Source organism: Vibrio gallicus (assembly GCF_024346875.1).
Lineage (GTDB): Bacteria > Pseudomonadota > Gammaproteobacteria > Enterobacterales > Vibrionaceae > Vibrio > Vibrio gallicus.
In genome coordinates this window covers 307,586-327,987 of the sequence record NZ_AP024871.1, presented here as the reverse complement: position 1 = coordinate 327,987, position 20,402 = coordinate 307,586, and the positions used below count along the sequence as shown (strand labels likewise).

At 44.1% G+C, this 20,402-nt stretch carries 15 protein-coding genes; 6 read left to right on the top strand and 9 right to left on the bottom strand.

Annotation, left to right across the window (positions count from 1 at the left end):
• Positions 1 to 70: 70 nt before the first annotated feature.
• Entirely contained in the window at positions 71 to 1,441 is a 1,371-nt protein-coding gene (locus OCU28_RS01595; protein ID WP_261817407.1) for a Do family serine endopeptidase, read from the top strand.
• Positions 1,442 to 1,543: 102 nt separating this feature from the next.
• A complete protein-coding gene (gene degS / locus OCU28_RS01590; RefSeq protein ID WP_261816628.1) occupies positions 1,544 to 2,626 on the top strand; it encodes an outer membrane-stress sensor serine endopeptidase DegS in 1,083 nt (360 codons plus the stop codon).
• A 139-nt stretch (positions 2,627 to 2,765) separates the two neighbouring features.
• On the opposite strand, the gene parC is transcribed toward degS, so the two are convergent.
• The 6 genes from parC to nudF form a co-directional block, all read right to left on the bottom strand.
• A complete protein-coding gene (gene parC / locus OCU28_RS01585; RefSeq protein ID WP_261816627.1) occupies positions 2,766 to 5,009 on the bottom strand; it encodes a DNA topoisomerase IV subunit A in 2,244 nt (747 codons plus the stop codon).
• A gap of 2 nt (positions 5,010 to 5,011) precedes the next feature.
• Positions 5,012 to 6,892 carry a DNA topoisomerase IV subunit B gene (gene parE, locus OCU28_RS01580; protein WP_261816626.1) on the bottom strand — a complete coding sequence of 627 codons (1,881 nt, stop codon included), beginning with the start codon at positions 6,890 to 6,892 and terminating at the stop codon, positions 5,012 to 5,014.
• A 245-nt stretch (positions 6,893 to 7,137) separates the two neighbouring features.
• A complete protein-coding gene (gene yqiA / locus OCU28_RS01575) occupies positions 7,138 to 7,725 on the bottom strand; it encodes an esterase YqiA (RefSeq protein ID WP_261816625.1) in 588 nt (195 codons plus the stop codon).
• Between the two features lie 80 nt (positions 7,726 to 7,805).
• Entirely contained in the window at positions 7,806 to 8,624 is an 819-nt protein-coding gene (cpdA, locus tag OCU28_RS01570; protein WP_261816624.1) for a 3',5'-cyclic-AMP phosphodiesterase, read from the bottom strand.
• A gap of 40 nt (positions 8,625 to 8,664) precedes the next feature.
• Positions 8,665 to 9,102, bottom strand: a complete 438-nt coding sequence (locus tag OCU28_RS01565) for a DUF1249 family protein (protein WP_261816623.1) — start codon at positions 9,100 to 9,102, stop codon at positions 8,665 to 8,667.
• On the bottom strand, positions 9,090 to 9,719 hold the full coding sequence (gene nudF / locus OCU28_RS01560) for an ADP-ribose diphosphatase (protein ID WP_261816622.1): 630 nt from the start codon (positions 9,717 to 9,719) through the stop codon (positions 9,090 to 9,092). The genes OCU28_RS01565 and nudF overlap by 13 nt, the downstream gene beginning before the upstream one ends.
• 216 nt (positions 9,720 to 9,935) lie before the next feature.
• On the opposite strand from nudF, the gene tolC reads away from it, so the two are divergent.
• Positions 9,936 to 11,258, top strand: coding sequence for an outer membrane channel protein TolC (gene tolC / locus OCU28_RS01555; RefSeq protein ID WP_261816621.1), 1,323 nt, complete (start codon positions 9,936 to 9,938; stop codon positions 11,256 to 11,258).
• 79 nt (positions 11,259 to 11,337) lie between these two features.
• Here the strand turns inward: tolC and hldE are convergent, their stop codons facing one another.
• The 3 genes from hldE to OCU28_RS01540 form a co-directional block, all read right to left on the bottom strand.
• Positions 11,338 to 12,765 carry a bifunctional D-glycero-beta-D-manno-heptose-7-phosphate kinase/D-glycero-beta-D-manno-heptose 1-phosphate adenylyltransferase HldE gene (gene hldE, locus OCU28_RS01550; RefSeq protein WP_261816620.1) on the bottom strand — a complete coding sequence of 476 codons (1,428 nt, stop codon included), beginning with the start codon at positions 12,763 to 12,765 and terminating at the stop codon, positions 11,338 to 11,340.
• 82 nt (positions 12,766 to 12,847) lie between these two features.
• Positions 12,848 to 15,676 (bottom strand): bifunctional [glutamate--ammonia ligase]-adenylyl-L-tyrosine phosphorylase/[glutamate--ammonia-ligase] adenylyltransferase, encoded by a 2,829-nt coding sequence (gene glnE, locus OCU28_RS01545; RefSeq protein WP_261816619.1) that lies wholly within the window; start codon positions 15,674 to 15,676, stop codon positions 12,848 to 12,850.
• 82 nt (positions 15,677 to 15,758) lie between these two features.
• Entirely contained in the window at positions 15,759 to 17,276 is a 1,518-nt protein-coding gene (locus OCU28_RS01540; protein WP_261816618.1) for a CYTH and CHAD domain-containing protein, read from the bottom strand.
• A gap of 266 nt (positions 17,277 to 17,542) precedes the next feature.
• Here OCU28_RS01540 and OCU28_RS01535 point away from each other — a divergent pair, with 266 nt between their 5' ends.
• From OCU28_RS01535 to OCU28_RS01525, 3 genes are all read left to right on the top strand, one after another.
• Entirely contained in the window at positions 17,543 to 18,220 is a 678-nt protein-coding gene (locus OCU28_RS01535) for a TIGR00153 family protein (protein ID WP_261816617.1), read from the top strand.
• A gap of 41 nt (positions 18,221 to 18,261) precedes the next feature.
• The gene (locus tag OCU28_RS01530) at positions 18,262 to 19,524 is read left to right on the top strand and encodes an inorganic phosphate transporter (RefSeq protein WP_261816616.1); all 1,263 of its coding nucleotides are present in this window, start codon (positions 18,262 to 18,264) and stop codon (positions 19,522 to 19,524) included.
• 196 nt (positions 19,525 to 19,720) lie between these two features.
• Entirely contained in the window at positions 19,721 to 20,329 is a 609-nt protein-coding gene (locus OCU28_RS01525; RefSeq protein ID WP_261816615.1) for a TIGR04211 family SH3 domain-containing protein, read from the top strand.
• The last annotated feature ends 73 nt before the right edge of the window (positions 20,330 to 20,402 follow it).

Here is a 20,402-nt window from a genome sequence, read left to right as displayed (position 1 = left end):
TCGTACACCTTAGTAGCCTCCTAAATCAATTGTTTCAGGGGTCGATTTTTTATTGTGAAAGGAGATTATGATGAAAAAACCTTTGCTTGCTTTCTCTATTGTTGCACTAAGTATTAGTTCCATCATCACACCACTGCAAGCCAGTGCTGCGCTTCCAACTCAGATTGAAGGGCAACAACTTCCAAGCCTTGCACCTATGCTAGAGAAGGTTTCACCCGCAGTTGTAAGCATTGCCGTTGAGGGTACGCAGGTTTCTAAGCAACGTATCCCAGAAAGTTTCCGCTTCTTTTTTGGTGATGAACTCCCAGCTGATCAAGTTCAAGAGCGTCCTTTTCGAGGTTTAGGATCAGGCGTTATCCTTGATGCCAACAAGGGATATATTGTCACCAACTACCATGTCATTAATAACGCTAACTCTATCAAGGTTCAGTTAACCGATGGTCGAGAATATAAAGCGGAGCTCGTTGGTGGCGATAAGATGACGGATATCGCCCTGCTTAAGCTAGAGAAAAAAGCCAAGAATCTGACTCAGATAAAACTAGCCGACTCCGATAAGCTACGAGTAGGCGACTTTACTGTCGCAATAGGTAACCCATTTGGGCTTGGTCAAACAGTAACATCGGGTATTGTCTCCGCACTAGGACGCAGTGGGTTAAACCTTGAAAACCTCGAGAACTTTATCCAAACAGATGCAGCGATTAATAGCGGCAACTCCGGTGGTGCATTGGTTAACCTTAGAGGTGAACTGATCGGCATCAATACTGCAATCCTAGGTCCAAATGGCGGTAATATCGGCATTGGTTTCTCTATTCCATCTAACATGATGAAAAACCTTACCGACCAAATCCTAGAGCATGGTGAAGTGAAGCGCGGTATGCTTGGCGTACAAGGTGGAGAGATCACCTCTGAGTTAGCAGATGCCTTAGGTTATGAATCCAGCAAAGGCGCGTTTGTTAATCAAGTTATGCCTGATAGCGCCGCTGAAAAAGCAGGCCTACAAGCCGGCGATATTATTACCTCACTCAATAGTAAAAGCATCAACACCTTTGGTGAACTGCGAGCTAAAGTTGCAACGCTAGGCGCAGGCAAGAAGATTACCCTAGGGGTTATTCGAGACGGGAATAAGAAGACCTTTAATGTCACCCTCGGTGAATCCAAACTACAGAAAACAAAAGCTGAGTTGATTCATAAAGGACTCGCTGGTGCTGAGCTAAGTAACACCAGCAAGAGTGATAAAGCCAAAGGGGTAAAAGTAACCTCAGTAGCCGATGGCTCTCCAGCTCAATCTTATCAATTTGAGCAAGGTGATATCATTGTTGGCGTTAACCGTAAGCCTATAAGTAATCTTGGCGAGTTACGTAAGATCACTGAAAAAACCGACGGTGTATTGGCGTTGAACGTACTACGTGGTGACCGTAAGATAATTATCGTAGTCCGATAATCCCTGCTATTTAGAGGTCATAAGGGAAGCACACTGCTTCCCTTTTATTTAATTAAAATAGAGTGTTATGCTTAAGTCTTGCTCTAAATTATTGAGATATTTATGCTGAAATTTCTATTACGTTCGACACTACTCGGGTTGCTTGCTGCGGCGATTGTTATCGCTATTGTTCCCAATCTTCGTAATAAGATACTTCCTCAGCCCTCTCCTTCTCACACCCAACAAACCCCTGATACGCCCATGTCATTTAATACAGCGGTTCGTCGAGCAGGGCCTGCGGTGGTCAATATATATAGCCGTCAATATTCAGAAGATGATCGCCGAAAACTGAAGACTCAAGGCTTAGGTTCTGGGGTTATCGTCAGTAAGAAAGGCTACATCATCACCAACTATCATGTCATCGCCAAAGCCGATCAAGTGATCGTAGCCTTACAAGATGGACGAATTGCCAGCGCACAACTGGTTGGGCAAGATCAAAGAACCGATATCGCTGTACTGCAAATATCTCTCTCCGATCTACCAATAATCCCACTCAATCCAGATTATCAAGCTAAGGTGGGCGATGTTGTTCTGGCGATAGGCAACCCCTATAACTTAGGTCAAACGACTACGCTGGGAATTATCTCAGCAACGGGTCGCTCATCTATCAGTAGTGATGGCAGACAAGCACTATTGCAAACCGATGCTGCAATTAATGCGGGTAACTCAGGTGGCGCATTGGTCAATAGCACCGGTGATCTGGTTGGTATCAATACCTCTTCTTTTCAACAGGCCACTGATCTCGAAACCTATGGTATATCCTTTGCTATCCCATACCAGCTTGCACTAAAGATCATGCGTAAGATCATCGCTGATGGGCGCGTCATTCGCGGTTATATCGGAGTAGATGGCCACGATATCAGCCCTATGACTAATCGCTTGCTACTGGGGAACTTTAGCAGCGGTATTGTTGTGCTTCGAGTTGAGGCCGACGGTCCTGCCGACAAAGCCGGAATTAAGCCACGTGATGTTATCGTCAAGATAGGCGAAACCACAGCCGATAACAGAGAAAATGTTATGGATGTAATCACCGACGCAAGGCCGGGAACTAAGGTCAATATCTTAGTCATTCGCGATGGCCAGCAGCTCACTATCCCCGTCACAGTAGGGGAAGATATTCGCACCATCAATACACCACAATCGTAATACACGAAATATAAAAAAGCCGAGTTCATCATGCTACTCGGCTTTTTTTGTGTCAGATTATGATATCAATCCTACTAAATAGCAGGTCATTCTAGCTTGTTAAAACACTCGCTAACTGCGTTAGAATCTTTGATGGGTATCAATCCAATTCTATATTTGTAACCCTTTGCAATCCACGAGGTAGCATTGCACCTCTTCGGCCACGTTCACCACGGAAATTATCGAGATCCGAAGGCTTCAATCCTAGCTTACGCTTACCGGCATATAGCGTGATAGAGGCTCCAGCAGGAATAACCGTGAGGTGAGATAAAAACTCTTCACGCGCCTTTGACTTAGCAGAAGGAATATTTATGATTTTATTCCCTTTACCTTTACCAAGTTGTGGCAAATCCTTAATCGCAAATAACAGCATGCGACCTTGATTGGTAATAGCCAAGATTTCATCTTGGTCTAGGTTACCTATTTGGCTAGGCTGCATAATTTCAGAGGCTTGTGGCAGGTTAACTAACGCCTTACCACTGCGGTTTTTCGATACAAGGTCACTGCCCTTACACACAAAACCATACCCAGCATCAGACCCTACCAGCCATAATTGGTCCTCTTCACCCATCAATACTTGACGAATCGTAGTGCCTGTCGAAATATTTAATCGTCCCGTAATCGGTTCACCTTGGCTGCGAGCCGAAGGTAAGGTATGAGATTCAAGGGCATAGCTTCGACCATCAGATCCTAAGAAAATGGCTTGTTGATTGCTCTTTCCTTTAGCGGAAGTTAGATAATTATCACCAGACTTATAGTTCAATGAGGATGCATCTACCTCATGCCCTTTAGCGTGACGTATCCAGCCTTTCTCAGACAATACAACAGTAATAGGCTCACTCGGTAGCAAGTCTTTTTCAGTAAGCGCACGCGCCTCTGCTCGCTCGACTATCGGCGAACGGCGGTCATCACCAAACTTCTCCGCATCAGCCTTAATCTCTTTCTTGATCAGGGTATTAAGACGGCGCTCAGAACCAAGCAGTAGCTCTAGATGCTTACGCTCTTTCTCAAGCTCATCCAACTCACCACGGATCTTAAACTCTTCAAGTTTGGCTAATTGACGTAACTTGGTATCCAGAATGGCATCGGCTTGAATTGCGGTCAGCTCAAAGCGTTGCATCAACACCGGCTTAGGCTCATCTTCGCTACGAATAATCTCAATTACTTCATCAATATTGAGATATGCCGTCAACAAGCCTTCAAGGATATGCAGCCTTGCTAACACCTTATCTAAGCGATACTGCAAACGGCTACGCACCGTTTGACGGCGAAACTCAACCCACTCTCTTAAGATCTGTACCAGGCCTTTTACTTGAGGGCGCTTGTCCAAACCGATCATATTGAGGTTTACACGATAGTTTTTTTCGAGATCAGTCGAAGCAAACAAGTGATTCATTAACTGATCACAATCAATACGATTTGAGCGAGGCACAACCACGATGCGTGTAGGGTTTTCATGGTCAGATTCATCTCTTAGATCATCAACCATAGGTAACTTCTTAGCTCGCATTTGATTTGCGATTTGTTCAAGAAGCTTAGAGCCTGAAACTTGATGCGGAAGCGAGGTGATAACAATATCACTGCTCTCTTTATGCCATACAGCGCGCATCTTGATTGAACCGCGTCCAGTACGATAGATCTTTTCAATATCAGACTTAGGCGAGATGATCTCAGCCTCAGTTGGATAGTCTGGGCCCTGAACATATTGCATTACATCAGCAAGCTCAGCCTTTGAATTATCAATCAATTCAATTGCAGCATTGGCAACCTCACGCACGTTGTGCGGAGGAATATCAGTCGCCATACCAACCGCAATACCTGTAATACCGTTTAATAGTATATGAGGTAGTCGCGCAGGTAGCATCTGCGGCTCTTTCATCGAGCCATCAAAGTTTGGCTGCCAATCTACGGTTCCTTGGCCTAGCTCTCCAAGTAATACCTCGGCAAACTTAGACAGCTTAGATTCGGTATAACGCATTGCGGCGAAGGACTTAGGGTCATCTGGAGCGCCCCAGTTACCTTGTCCGTCAACCAAAGGGTAGCGATAGGTAAATGGCTGTGCCATCAATACCATTGCTTCATAACACGCGGTATCACCATGTGGATGATATTTACCTAAAACATCACCAACCGTACGCGCAGATTTCTTATATTTAGCCGATGCGCTTAAGCCAAGCTCGGACATCGCATAGATAATCCGACGCTGAACAGGCTTTAAACCATCTCCAACATAAGGCAATGCACGGTCCATAATGACGTACATTGAATAATTCAGATAAGCGTCTTCTGTAAACTTGCGCATTGGCAGTTGTTCAACGCCGTCATAGGTAATTTCGTTAGACATTGTTATACCTCAGCCATATCACCGTTACTTTGCAGCCAATGACGACGGTCATCAGCACGCTTTTTACCAAGCAACATATCCATCATTTCCATGGTTTGCTCATCATCATCTATGGTCAACTGCACTAAACGGCGAGTATTAGGATCCATAGTAGTCTCACGCAATTGGAGTGGATTCATCTCACCCAAACCTTTAAAGCGTTGTACATTGATCTTGGCTCTTTTCTTACTTAAGCGATCGATAATGCCATCTTTCTCATCATCATCTAACGCGTAAAATACCTCTTTACCGCAATCAATTCGATACAGAGGCGGCATAGCTACATACACATGTCCTGCATTAACTAACGCTCGGAAGTGACGCGTAAATAGAGCGCATAATAGGGTTGCGATATGTAGTCCATCCGAGTCCGCATCCGCTAGGATACAGATCTTGCCGTAACGTAGACTATTAAGATTATCGTTATCAGGGTCGATACCTAGTGCAACCGAGATATCATGTACCTCTTGCGAAGCCAGTACCTGATCAGCGGCGACTTCCCAAGTATTGAGGATTTTTCCGCGCAATGGCATAACCGCTTGAAACTCACGATCGCGAGCCTGCTTAGCTGAACCTCCCGCAGAGTCCCCTTCCACCAAAAACAGCTCAGTACGATTCAAATCTTGCACTGAGCAATCGGTTAACTTACCTGGTAAGGCTGGTCCAGAGGCGACCTTTTTACGCACAACTTTCTTGCTCGCTCGCATACGACGATGTGCATTGGCAATACAAGCCTCTGCCAGTTGTTCTGCGATATGTGGCATTTCATTAAGCCATAAGCTAAATGAATCTTTAACCACTCCAGAAACAAACGCAGCACAATGACGAGAAGAGAGTCTTTCTTTAGTTTGCCCCGCAAACTGAGGGTCCTGCATCTTAACTGACAACACATATGAACAACGCTCAAATACGTCATCACCCGTAAGCTTTACTCCTCGTGGCAGGAGGTTGCGGAACTCGCAGAATTCACGCATGGCATCGAGTAACCCCTGACGCAGGCCGTTGACGTGCGTACCACCTTGCGCTGTTGGAATAAGGTTAACGTAGCTCTCGGTAATTAATTCACCACCTTCTGGTTGCCAAGTAATTGCCCAATCTGCGGCCTCAGTTTCACCACTGAACTCACCGGTTAATGGTGACTCAGGTAAAACCGTATAGCCCTTAACGCCTTCAGCCAAATAGTCTTTTAGACCACTCTCGTAGTACCACTTATGCTCTTTATTATTTACTTTATCGTTAAAGGTAATCTCAAGACCTGGGCATAACACAGCCTTAGCTCGAAGATTATTGACCAGTCGAGTAACTGAAAAGTTTCCTGAATCGAAATACTGCTTTTCTGGCCAAAAGTGTACGCTCGTACCACTATTACGCTTACCGCAGGTACCTGTAACCTCTAGCTCTTGAACCTTATTACCATGCTCAAATGCAATCTCATACACCTGACCATCACGACGAACCTTAACCTCTACACGCTTAGATAAAGCATTTACTACAGAGATACCTACGCCATGCAGACCACCTGAAAACTGGTAGTTTTTGTTAGAGAACTTACCGCCAGCATGCAATTTACAAAAGATAAGCTCAACACCCGAGATTTTCTCTTCTGGGTGGATATCTACCGGCATACCACGACCATCATCAGTGATTTCTAATGATTGGTCTGCATGCAAGGTGACTTGTATCTTAGAGGCATGGCCGGCCAGAGCTTCATCGACACTGTTATCGATAACCTCTTGACCCAAATGGTTCGGGCGAGACGTATCAGTGTACATTCCTGGACGACGACGAACAGGCTCCAAGCCATTTAAGACTTCTATCGCTCCAGCGTTATATTGTTCTGTCATATTCTGAAATTTATACTCTTGAAGTTATCTTGCATTATTCCTAAAGCGATACGCATCAGGTTTTACTGTGCAAGTACAAGCAACTCGAACCTCGGCAATAACCGGTTGTCCAAACCCATCGAGTCGCAGTTATTCACGTAAAAAGATGTCCTATCATACTCTGGATCTGAATCTTTCCTGTCAAGTTTCGCGGTTAATACATCCCAAAAACAATGAAGTTTGCTGATATATCAAGCAAACGGAAACTAAAGCTGTAAAAAATCAATTATTTCTTTGGCGTGGCGTTCAAAGCCAACAAAGCTGTGATCGCCTCCCGCTTCTATGGTCTGTTTCGCACCTTGATACTTAGCTACTGCTTGATGATAATCCAAAACCTCATCTCCTGTTTGCTGTAACAGCCAAAAATCTTGTGGCGATGCTAGATTTTTGACATCAATACCTCTTAGGTCTTCAACGTGCTGCGGCTGCAAGTTGTACTGTTGATGGGTATAGGGGTTTACCTGTGGTCCAAGATAATCTTGTAACAGCTCATAAGGCTTGGCGGCGGGGTTCACCAATACCGCTTTCATTGGGTATTCATGTTTTAGCCAAGTGGCAAAATAACCACCCAACGAGCTCCCCACCACTCCCATATGATAGTCGGTAGAGTAGCGTTCACACAGTTCACGCAACAACGCAAAACATGGCTGCGGATAAACTGGTAGCTGTGGTGAAACAAAAGTGATATCCGGGCGGTGCTCGGCGCAATACGCCTTTAAAATCTCCGCCTTCAATGACAAGGGTGAACTATTAAAACCATGTAAATAAAGCAATAAAGAAGGTTTAGATGACAAAATAGGCTCCCTTAATAGAATAAAGCGACATTAATGCCGCTTTATATCACCTTACGAATATGTAATTAGGCTCTGTTGAGCTAATAACCTTGTGCATCAAAGTCTGGCACAAAGCTACCATCTGGCAAGCGATACACCTGTGATTCTACTCTTCCATCTTTATGCAGCGTTAGAGAACGCCACCCTGGTGAAAGGTTATCTAATGAAAATTCGTTGCTGTTCACTTTGAATTGAATACAAGTTGAGGGCGTCGCTAATATACGAACACCGTGCCTTTCACTCTCAAACTCTTGATGCACATGACCAGATAACACAGTGCGTACATTAGAGTGCCTATCAAGCACTTCCCACAGCTGTTTGGCTTTTTGCAATCTATGCTGATCCAACCAAGCACTACCGATAGTTACTGGGTTATGGTGAAGTAGAACCAAGCTATGACGTTGTGAATGCTCGGCAAGCTTGTTATCCAAAAACTCTAGCTGTTGAGCGTCAAGAAAGCCATGTGGCAAGCCTTGAACCTGGCTATCAAGTAAAATAACCTGCCAGTAATCACCAGCTAAAAAGTGAGTCGAATCTTGTATCTGAGGATGGGGCAAGACTGCGCCCATGCTTGGAATAAAGTCATGATTACCCGGTAGCCAGTAACACGGTTTTTCTAGCGGCTTAATTCCGTGGATAAATTTCTCATACGAAGCTATAGAATGATCTTGAGAGATATCACCGGTCGCGACGATAGCATCAAATTTATGTCGTTTTTTTATGATATCTTCAATTACAGCATAAAAGCTCTGCTCGGTATTCACACTAAGCAAAGTCCTTTCGCCATCCTCAAAGAGATGCATGTCTGTTATTTGTAATAACTGAACAGATTCATCTGCCACAACCAATTGCGGTTCCACTGTCTAAAATTCCAAGTTTAATTTCATCTCAAGCCTAAACCTAAAGTAGCGGCTCACGGCTAATTCCCATCTTCAAGCAGAATGTCAACCAGTCCCCAAGAAATTGATTCAACTGATGCTTTTCATCTTTTTGCATCATTCTTGCGTTGGGGTAGTCATATCGAGCGTGTATTACTCTCATTTTTTCACTTGCACACACTTCTGCAACCTTAGCATCGTGATAAAGGCGTACAGTCATATGCGGAAGTGGAAAAACGGGAACTTGATCACACTGAAAAACATCAACGAGGGTGGTGTATCGGGTCACTTCCATCACATTTATTTGATATACCTGTGATTGAACCTGATAAGTTCGAGCGTCACCAACCTCATGATTTGCAGGAAGTAATGCATTCAACTTCGCATAATTAGTCTCATACAATCGCATAAGACCTGCAAAGTCTACATGATACTCCTTATTAGATGCTAATTTTGCCATGATGCTCTCACCTGTTCATAATTTAGCATCAACCACTGTAAAGCCATAATCGAAGATGCATTCTCAATTGTACCATTTTTAACCAGCTCATAGGCTTGCTCACGGCTAAAAATATGCACTTTGATATCTTCATTTTCAGATGCAACACCAAAAACCCCACCTTCATTAGGCGCGTCTACGCACCCAATAAATAGCTCTATTCGCTCAGAGCAACCGCCTGCCGATGGGTAATATCCAGTGATATGCTGCAGATCTTGTACTTCCAAACCAGATTCTTCCATGGCTTCTCGTTTGGCAACTTCAGCTGGGGACTCATTGGGTTTATCTAGCATTCCGGCTACAATTTCAAGTTGCCACGGCAGAGCTTGATTAAGAGCTCCCACTCGAATTTGTTCCACCAAAACAACGCTGTCTTTTACCGGATCATAAGGCAACATAGCGACCGCATGACCTCTTTCTAATAGTTCACGCTCAACGATATTACTCCACCCACCATTAAATAGCTTATGCTTAAACTTATATTTATTAAGCGTAAAAAACCCGCTATACAGAGACTGTTGACCTATAAGTTCGACATCTTGTGTAGCGAATGTTGGATAGCTATATCGTTTGCTCATAATCCGTTTACATCCTTGATATTTGGACAGAAAACACCCATTTTAATCAACTTAAAAAATAAAAGTTACTGTTTTTTTTTAATTGCTGATAAATTACTCAGTAACTCGACGCAGAATTGGAGTTTTATTAGTTTTTGGTAGTATGCTAAGTAATAAGATGTACAATAACCTGCTTATTTAAATTTCATACACTCAGTAGTAGGAAAGAGCCCACAAATGAAAAAAGTGCTATCTGTTTTGATCGCAGCTTCGCTCGGAACACTTTCTATTTCAGCCTCGGCCGAAAACCTAGCTGAAATATACAAGCAAGCTCAAGATAACGATCCTCAATTACTTCGCTCAGCAGCGCAGCGTGATGCAGCTTTCGAAGCTGTATCTTCCTCAAGAGCCCCACTCTTACCACAAATTTCACTAACTGCAGCCTACAACTATGGCGAGGGTTATTTTGGTGAAGAGACCAATGCGTTCACCGCTGGTGTCGGCTTGAGTCAAGAACTGTATCAGCGCTCTAGTTGGGTTACTCTCGAAACTTCTGAGAAGCAGGCGCGTCAACAAGACTCCGCTTATGCTGCACAAAAACAAAACCTGATTCTACGTGTTGCAACAGCCTACTTTGAAGTCCTTAGGGCTCAAGATGGCCTAGAGTTTGTTCAAGCAGAGAAAAAGGCCGTTGCTCGCCAATTAGACCAAGAGAAGCAGCGCTTTGATGTTGGTCTATCTGCAATTACTAACGTACACGAAGCACAAGCTGAATACGATAGCGTACTTGCAGCAGAAGTCACTGCAAAAAACAGCCTAGTAAACAGCTATGAATCACTACGTGAAATCACAGGTCAAGGCCATAACAACCTCGATGTGCTGGATGTAAAACGCTTCTCAGCGTCACCGGCTGCTAAATCTACTGATAAACTTGTCGAACAGGCTCAATCAGAAAACTTGAGCTTATTGGCCGCTCGTATCAATCAAGATATCGCTCGCGACAACATTAAGCTAGCAAGCTCTGGTCACCTGCCTTCATTGACCTTCAATGCAGATGCAGGCTATGCCAACGGTACCCTAAGTGGTACTACTGATGTGGATGATACCAAGTACAACCTAGGTATTAACCTTTCAGTGCCACTGTATACCGGTGGTAATGTTTCAGCTCAAGTTAAGCAAGCTGAATACAACTATGTGGCAGTAAGTGAAGACCTAGAAGCCTCTTACCGCTCAGTAGTAAAAACTGTTCGCGCCTCTAAGAACAACATCGATGCGACCCTAGGCTCGATTAAAGCCTATGAGCAGTCTCTAGTATCCGCTGAATCTGCATTAGCCGCTGTAGAAACTGGCTACGAAGTAGGTTCGCGTACTATCGTTGATGTTCTAGACTTTACTCGTCGCGTATTTGAGGCGAAACGAAATCTATCAGATGCTCGCTATAACTACGTGATCAGCGTATTACAGCTAAAACAGGCCGTTGGTACGCTAAGTGAGCAAGACGTATTGGATATCAATACTGGGTTAATTCCTGCTACTTCAGCAACGAAAGAAGACAGCTAACTCGCTAATTAAAAATAAAAAAAGGATGGCTTTCGCCATCCTTTTTTATTTTTATCAGCAATCAACAAACATACACTACTTATTTTTTGCCTTTAATCGCTTCGATAATCTCTGTCGTCGAGCAGCCATCTTCAAAGTTTAAAACCTCGACGCTACCACCAGCGGCAATAACCTCTTTACCACCTGCGATCTCTTCCGGTTTGTAGTCACCACCCTTAACTAAAAGATCAGGCAATATCTCGGAAATCAAGCGTTGCGGGGTATCTTCAGAGAAAGGCACAACCCAGTCTACAGCACCTAAGCCAGCCAATACTGCCATACGGCGATCCGTTGGGTTAACCGGACGAGCTGGCCCTTTAAGCCGTTTAACTGAATCATCGGTATTAACCGCCACAATCAGCCTATCACCTAGCTTAGCCGCATGATTTAAATAGGACACGTGTCCTGCATGCAGGATATCAAAGCAGCCATTAGTCATAACGACATTTTCACCCTTGGCTTGCGCCTTACGTACCGCTTCAATCAATGCTGACTCTGCAATGACGCCATAGTCAGTATCTTGTGAACCATGAACCGCTTCTGCTAACTCAATGGTTGAAAGCGTCGATGTACCAAGCTTACCAACTACAACCCCAGCGGCAGCATTAGCTAGCGCACACGCTTCTTGTAAGGATTTTCCAGCTGCAACTGATGCTGCAAGCACAGATATTACTGTATCACCCGCGCCTGTAACGTCGTAAACCTCTTGTGCTTGGGTTGGCAGATGGAATGCCTCACAACCTTTGCGAATCAAGGTCATGCCATTCTCACTACGAGTCACTAGCAGGGCTTCAAAATCAAATTTTTCAACAAGAGCCAGGCCCTTCTCAATCAGCTCTTCATCGTTGGCTACAGGCCCTACAACATGCTCAAACTCAGTCATGTTTGGCGTTAATAGCGTTGCACCACGATAGCGTTCAAAGTCTGCACCCTTGGGGTCGATAAATACGGGAACACCCGCCTCACGAGCCTTAGCAATCATTGCTTGAGAGTGCTCAAGTGCGCCCTTAGCATAGTCTGAAAGAATCACAGCTTTGGCTTTGTGTAGTGAAAGATCCATACGTGAAAGCACGGCTTCTTCATCAATGTCGCTAAATTTATCTTCAAAATCAAGACGGATCAGCTGCTGTCCACGACTCATTACTCGTAATTTAGTAATGGTTGGGTAGTCCGGAAGCGAAACAAAGTCACAGCTTACTTTCAACGCGGATAGCTTTTCAGTAAGTACGCGAGCGGGCTCATCAATACCAGTCAGCCCAACTAGGTTAGTTACCCCTCCTAGTGCTGCAATATTCATCGCTACGTTTGCCGCACCACCAGGACGCTCCTCGTTATTCTCTACTTTCACCACAGGCACTGGTGCTTCTGGTGAAATTCGTCCCGTAGGGCCGTACCAATAGCGATCTAGCATAACATCACCAATGATCAGTACACCCGCTTTGCTATAATCGGGAAGAATCGGTTTCATAGTTACTCCGAACTGTAAAATTTATCTGCAATTCTAGCACAGCTAACAACTTGACTTTTAGTGCTATTCACTGAATTTTAGGTCAACTCATCATCCAGTGACGCCATGCATCACTAACCCATAGACGTTCTTGCTCAAATTTAGTAGATGAAACGTCCGCATCAAGATCCAATAGATTACGCCGATGGATCTCATTTCTCATCAAAGTATAAGCACTGGTAAGTCGCGTCGCCTGTTGCTGATCCAATAATCCGGCATCAACTAAGCTTGCCAAAATACGAACATTATCCGACCACACAGTTAATTCAGGATAAGCGTGGCTAAAATTTAACACCCAATATTGAGTCAAAAATTCAATATCAGTAATACCACCTTGATCTTGTTTGAGCATGAATCGTTGTGATTTCTTACCACCGAGATGGTCACGCATTTTCTCTCTCATCTCGACAACCTGCTGTTTAAGGTCATCGCTATCGCGAGCGGTTTGTAAAACGTTACGCCTTACATTATTAAACTCTGTAACGAGTGCCTCATCACCATAAATGGCTCTGGCTCTCACTAAGGCTTGATGCTCCCATGTCCATGCATCTTGCTGTTGATAATCATCAAATGCATCAATTGGGCTCACCATCAAACCAGATGCTCCCGATGGTCGCAGACGGGTATCGACTTCATACAATACGCCAGAGGCAGTTCGAGTTGAAAATAGATGCACGATACGCTGGGCAAACCGCAGATAGAACTGTCGCCCATCAATACTCTTTTCACCGTTGGTATAGGACGATACTGGACAATTATGGACAAATACTACATCTAGATCTGAGTTGTACCCCAGCTCCCAACCACCTACTTTGCCGTAGCCCAATACTGCAAACCCCTTGCCTTGATCAAGGTGGTTAGGCTCACCATACTTGGCCTTCATCTGAAACCATGCTTGATTAATCACTTGCTCTACAACTGCTTCAGCAAGATACGTTAGGTGATCGCTCACCTTCATTACGGGTAAGACTCCCGCAATATCTGCAGCCGCAATACGCAAGATACAGGTTTGCTTGAATTGCCTTAGTGCTTCCATCTGCTGCTCCATATCCTCTTCAGGAATACGGGTTAGATAATCACGCAACTCAGCTTTATAGCTACTTAATTCAATCGGACGATACAGCTGCTGTGGGTCGAGCAGCTCATCAAGCAGAACCGGATATCGCCCTAGAAGTTCAGTAATCATTGGGCTTGCGGTGCACAGGCGTACCAGCTGTTCGAGTGCAGCTGTATGTTCATCAAGCAGCTCTAAGTAAGTGGTGCGGGTTATAATCTTTGAAAGTACACTAAGCACTCGCTCTAAGCCAAACTCCCCTTCTGGGTGATTGCAGATACTAGACAATACTTTGGGCATTAAACGATTTAAAACCTCTCGACCTCTAGGACCAAGAGTTTTCTTTCCTAGCTCTTTTTTAAAGTGGTGCAGGGTTTGAGCCAACTCAGAGGGGAGTTTCTCTGTTAGCTTCTCTTTACACTCATCGAAGATAGACTCTAATGCGGCTTGATCACTGGCTAACGCCCAGCTCTCAACAAATACAGGTTCGACACCTTGTTGTTGCTCGTCTTCTCCTCCAATCAGATCCTCAAAGACCTGATGTACGTGTGAGGTATGTTGTTGTAGCTGTTCTAACATTGCCGCATACGATTCAAATCCCATCACAGTTGCAAGCTGCAATTGTCTTGATGGTGTATCCGGTAAGGTTTGAGTTTGCTTGTCTTCTTCCGCTTGCAGCAGATTTTCTAGCTTGCGTAAAAACAGGTACGCCTGAGTTAAACCATTGACCTCTTCAACCTCAAGTAATCCTTGCTCTTTTATAGCATCTAGAGTTGGCAACAAACCTCGCCCACGTAAGCTTGGCTCGCGTCCTCCTCGAATCAGTTGAAACACCTGGGCAATAAATTCAATCTCTCTAATACCGCCTGAGCCTAGCTTTATATTATTTTGTAAGCCACGGCGCCTTACCTCTGCGGTAATCATGCTTTTCATGCGGCGTAGAGATTGAATGGCGCTAAAGTCAATATAGCGACGAAATACAAAAGGACGCAGCATCTGGCGAAGTTCTTGATACCTAGGGTACATTTCACGCCCCATAACCCTAGCTTTAACCATCGCATAGCGCTCCCAATCACGCCCTTGCTCTTGGTAGTAATCTTCTAAGGCAGCAAAGCTCATGACTAAAGGACCACTGTCCCCAAACGGCCTTAAGCGCATATCTACTCGGTAACAAAATCCATCTATTGTATGTTGATCGAGGGACTTAATAATGCGCTGCCCAAGGCGAGTAAAAAATTGAGCATTAGCAATGCTACGTCGCACACCTTGCGTCTCTCCGTTTTCAGGGTAAGCAAAGATCAAATCAATATCTGAAGAGTAATTAAGCTCACCACCGCCTAGCTTACCCATCCCAATGATCAGCATCTCTTGCGCTTCACCTTGCTGATTGGTTGGTGTTCCCCATAGCTTACAGCACTCTTTATAGTGCCACGCATAGGTCTCAAAGATGATGGATTCAGCTAGCTCAGAGACATGCTTTAAACTGTGCTCAACTGACCCAATATCATTGATGTCGCGCCAGGCAACCCAACACAACTCACGATGACGAAACAATCGCAACTGACGCATTAGGCTCGCTTCATCACGACACTCTGCTAAGTCCAATTTTAATCGCTGACGATAGTCATCACTGCGCTCATCGTCACTCAACATCTTAGGCAGTTGCTCAATAAGCTGCGGATCTGCGTTTAGTCGTTCAGTGAGGAAGCGACTAAATGCTGTTACTTTGTGCAACTGTTCCAGGTGTTCAGCTGTCCATTGCTGTTCAAGCTGAGGATAGTTTTGGGTTAATTGCTCAAATGCGCCCTGCTGTTCCATTTCCATCACCTAATATAAGTATCTTGTCTAAGCATAAAAAAAACGCTTGCCTCAGGGCAAGCGCTAAACTTCATAGTTGTGCTCAATCTTTCCAATATGCTTCGACTTCTAAGCACATTGTTCGAGTTTGCTCCATCGCATGTAAGATGGATGCCTGTTGTCTATATAGCCAACGTCGCAGCTGCTCCTGCTCATCACCTTCAAGATCATCTACTAATGGACTTATCGTTTCTAAAGTCAACAGATCATCAATACCTTGCGCTAAATCTGCCCACGGAAGGCGAAACTGTTTGCGTAGCTCGTAGTCATAAAGGGACGCAAAGCAGATACCAGAAAAAAGACTGCGATTGAGGTGATACTGCTCTTGCATATAATCCTGCGCAGTAAGGACCTGCTCGACAGGGAATGAGCTCTGTAATTCTGCCCAGGTGCGGTCTAATTGATGCTTTGAAAACTCGACAATATTTGAGTTAATTCTCTTGCTAGCTCTTTCATCGAGAAAGTGCTGCCAACCCTTACTCAATAACCAACGGCTTACATCGAGTATTAGGCCTGAGTAACGTGAGGACTGAAAAAGGTGTAATACATCTTGTTGTGAGGGAAGCTCATCTCTCATCTCAGACAGGCGCTTGACCAGCTTTTTACGGGCATCCAATTTGCGCAATGCATGCCCTCTATCTTCAGTAAGATCATCAAGATAATCAGCACTTTTCAGCCAACTAAATTCTTGCTCTAACCACTTCAGCTCCTGCCGTACCACTGCACTTGCTCGTTTCGGAATAATGCCGTCAAACACAGCTAAGGTCTGTCTAACAAAACTTAAGGCGTGACTGATCTCATGCAGACACTCCATTGAAGGCGATTCTACATAACTTTGCTCATGATAAAGCCAATGTGCTAAGGCATGTTCCAGTGACTTAATAAAGCAGCTTTCAACACTATCACTGGCTTGAGTGGCAACTAAGCCTAATGGCTGTGGTTTACTTCCTTTATAGCCTTGGGCAAGGCGATAGCCACGCGCCGCTTTACTTAGGTTTCCTAATCGAACACCACCGTGCTCACTAAACTGACGAGCCAGGGTAAATAGAGCCTCGGTTTGTCCTGACTTCAATTCCAATTCAAGCTCACATATAGGGGAGCTCTTATCGCCAGCAATAACCTCACCAATATCTAGAGCCACCTCAACTTGGCTACCATCATCCATACCAATTAGCCACATTTCCCGGGTAAAGTTGGTCGCGAAAATAGGATTAAGCTGTGCACCTAATTGAGCAACAGATAGCCCTTCTGGCCAAATATCTTCTGGATGTAGCTTTAGATCAGGGGTGTTACTGGTATGTTCTGCATTATACTCAGGTCTTTGGTGTAAACCGGCTACCACTCGCCCTGATGTTTTTACGGTTTGAACGTATACATCATCAAAGCGTCGAATGCGCATCCCAATATCATGCTCTCTTAGCCAGTTATTAGGGGTATCGAAGTAGGTATTACCAAGTTCTTTACTATTTTGCTGGAGGATTTTTTGTTGTGTTAGCTTTTGCTTTAAAACGTCTGAAAATTCTGGAGATACAAAAAATTTCAGCTCTATTTCATTTTCCATGGAGTTCTCGTATTGAAGATTTAGCTATCCCAAATCAGTTAATAGCAGATTAAGACCAAAACACGTCATCAGCAAGAGGCTTTAGGCTACTCTATACCCATTGATTCAAGTTACACGCCTCTATTTAGAGGTTTATAAAAAAATACACCCAATTAGTAGTACAAAACACCAAAAACTAGAGTAATTAAACTATCCTTTGCTCTTCAAATTATGAAAAAACCTATTATAGTTACACCCCAACATGACAAACGAATTACATAGCTTCTATGCCAGTAAATACCATAATGGGCTTGTTTGCAAAATCTCCCATCAAGCCACTACAGCAACACGTTGCGAAAGTACAAGAATGCTGCAGTTTACTTCCACAGTTTTTCGACGCTGCGAATAACGGTGAATGGGATAAAGCCACTGATTATCAACAGCAGATATCATCTCTAGAAAAAGATGCTGACGCACTCAAACGTCAAATACGTTTGCATCTGCCAAGCGGCCTTTTTATGGCTATGGATAGAAGAGATCTATTGGATGTGCTTACTCAGCAAGACAGAGTAGCAAACCTAGCAAAAGATATTTGCGGCCGTGTAATAGGTCGTCAACTATTAGTGCCTCATAGCATGTACCCTGACTTCGTCACCTACGTGAATCGTTGTCTTGATGCTGTAGGGCAAATGTATTCAGTAATTAATGGATTAGAAGAATTACTCGAGACAGGCTTCAAAGGACGTGAAGTTACACTTATTGCATCTATGATTGATGAACTAGATCGCATTGAAGATGATACGGACAATATGCAGATTGGCTTACGCCAAAACCTACTTGCCATAGAGCAAGACTATAGTCCTGTTGATGTCATGTTTTTATACAAGATTCTCGAGTGGGTTGGTGCGATTGCAGATCAAGCTCAGCGCGTATGTGCGCGTCTTGAACTGATGATTGCTCGATAATTATTCATTAATCTTCCTGCATAGATTGCAAAGGAAACTCCATGGAAATTCTCGCTAACTACGGCACAATTCTATTAATTACTGCCGCAGCATTTGGCTTTATGATGGCCGTTGGTATTGGTGCCAACGATGTAGCAAACGCAATGGGTACCTCTGTAGGTTCAAAAGCCCTGACCGTAAAGCAAGCAATCATAATTGCAATGATCTTTGAATTCGCTGGTGCTTATTTAGCCGGTGGTGAAGTGACTGATACCATTCGTAAAGGGGTTATTGATACCTCTTTATTTACTGCCCATCCAGACCTCCTGGTATTTGGCATGATGTCGGCGCTATTAGCCGCTGGTACTTGGTTACTACTGGCCTCTTTTATGGGATGGCCAGTATCAACGACCCACTCTATCATTGGCGCTATCATTGGCTTTGCAATGGTCTCTGTTGGCTCTAATGCTATTGATTGGAGTTCAGTACAAGGCATAGTGGGTAGCTGGGTAATTACCCCTTTTATCTCGGGTATTTTTGCTTACTTTATCTTTATTAGCGCCCAGAAGTTTATCTTCGATACAGATAACCCTATGGCTAATGCCAAGCGTTATGTACCTGTTTATATGTTTCTCACCACCCTGGTTATTGCTCTAGTTACGATCAAAAAAGGTCTTAAACATGTAGGGCTACACCTAACAAACGGTGAGGCTTGGGCATGGGCAGTTGCGATTTCATCGGCAGTAATGGTGCTAGGTTATTTCTATATCCAACAGCGTTTCAAGCATGACCAAGAGAACCATGAACACAGCTTTAGCGGTGTAGAGAGTGTATTTAGCACATTAATGGTTATTACTGCTTGTGCAATGGCATTTGCACACGGTTCTAACGATGTAGCCAATGCTATCGGTCCTCTATCAGCTATCGTTTCAACCATAGAAAACATGGGTGAAATTGGCGCTCAATCAAGTATTGCATGGTGGATCCTACCTCTAGGCGGTATCGGTATTGTGATTGGTCTTGCGACTCTAGGTCACAAAGTCATGTCTACCGTAGGTACTGGGATTACAGAGTTAACCCCTAGTCGTGGCTTTGCAGCACAACTAGCCACTGCGAGTACCGTTGTTCTAGCATCAGGTACAGGGCTTCCTATCTCTACTACACAAACCTTAGTTGGTGCAGTATTGGGCGTAGGCTTTGCACGTGGTATCGCAGCCCTAAACCTAGGTGTAGTAAGGAATATTGTTGTGTCTTGGGTTGTTACCCTACCAGCTGGTGCATTTCTTGCGATTATCTTCTATGAGATCCTACTTCGAGTATTTTAGTTCTCAAAGCTGATTGAACAATGTCAATCAGGTGTCATTTTTTGACAATCTCAGGTTATAGAGGGAGCTTAGCTCCCTCTTTTAGTTGCAGGCGGCGCTGAATCTACTTACTATTTAAGCAATCTTGGAAGGCACAAATAGAGCATATGAAAATGTCTCCTTCCTATTAAAATTAGAAATATCTAAAGGACAAACAGTGAAAAAATTATTTCTTATTGCAGTTGCCCTTGTGCTTTCTGCACCTGCATTTGCGAAAACCCGTTATATATCAGATGATCTTTTCACCTATATGCATTCCGGCCCGAGTGCTCAATACCGCATTATAGGTAGCGTTAACGCTGGTTCAAAAGTTAACTTAGTGAAAACAAACACCGGCTCTGGTTTTAGCGAGGTTGTTGACTCGCGCGGTCGCAGAGGCTGGGTAGAAACCAAATACGTAAGTACGGTTGAAGGGCGAGCAACACGCATGCCTCGTCTAGAAAAAGAGTTGGCTGAAGTTAAAGCTGAGCTTGCCGGATTCAATAAAAAGGCAGAGCAAGAACAAAAAAGCCTAGTTAGCTCTCTTAAAGCTCGCAATACTCAGATCTCTGACATGGAAGAAAGCTATAACCATATCAATGATCAACTAACTTCAGCACAGAGTGAAGTTCGCGAACTGCGTGCACGTCTAGATACTCAAAAAGAAGACCTACTGCTTAAATACTTCATGTATGGCGGCGGTGTTGCAGGTCTAGGCTTATTGTTTGGCTTATTGTTGCCACACATTATTCCTCGTCGTAAGAAATCTCCAAACGGCTGGGCTTAACACCTCGCCTCTTAAGACCTAGCTCTAAGACCTAAAAAAAGCTGCCATTGATATGGCAGCTTTTTTGTATCTA

Excerpts from the sequence above, each read along its gene's own strand:
- glnE (WP_261816619.1), bottom strand. The coding sequence starts at position 15,676 with ATGGAACAGCAGGGCGCATTTGAGCAATTAACCCAAAACTATCCTCAG.
- OCU28_RS01530 (WP_261816616.1), top strand. The coding sequence starts at position 18,262 with ATGGAAATTCTCGCTAACTACGGCACAATTCTATTAATTACTGCCGCA.
- parC (WP_261816627.1), bottom strand. The coding sequence starts at position 5,009 with ATGTCTAACGAAATTACCTATGACGGCGTTGAACAACTGCCAATGCGC.
- nudF (WP_261816622.1), bottom strand. The coding sequence starts at position 9,719 with ATGAGCAAACGATATAGCTATCCAACATTCGCTACACAAGATGTCGAA.
- hldE (WP_261816620.1), bottom strand. The coding sequence starts at position 12,765 with ATGAAACCGATTCTTCCCGATTATAGCAAAGCGGGTGTACTGATCATT.
- tolC (WP_261816621.1), top strand. The coding sequence starts at position 9,936 with ATGAAAAAAGTGCTATCTGTTTTGATCGCAGCTTCGCTCGGAACACTT.
- parE (WP_261816626.1), bottom strand. The coding sequence starts at position 6,892 with ATGACAGAACAATATAACGCTGGAGCGATAGAAGTCTTAAATGGCTTG.
- OCU28_RS01565 (WP_261816623.1), bottom strand. The coding sequence starts at position 9,102 with ATGGCAAAATTAGCATCTAATAAGGAGTATCATGTAGACTTTGCAGGT.
- OCU28_RS01535 (WP_261816617.1), top strand. The coding sequence starts at position 17,543 with ATGCCAGTAAATACCATAATGGGCTTGTTTGCAAAATCTCCCATCAAG.
- degS (WP_261816628.1), top strand. The coding sequence starts at position 1,544 with ATGCTGAAATTTCTATTACGTTCGACACTACTCGGGTTGCTTGCTGCG.
- OCU28_RS01540 (WP_261816618.1), bottom strand. The coding sequence starts at position 17,276 with ATGGAAAATGAAATAGAGCTGAAATTTTTTGTATCTCCAGAATTTTCA.
- OCU28_RS01595 (WP_261817407.1), top strand. The coding sequence starts at position 71 with ATGAAAAAACCTTTGCTTGCTTTCTCTATTGTTGCACTAAGTATTAGT.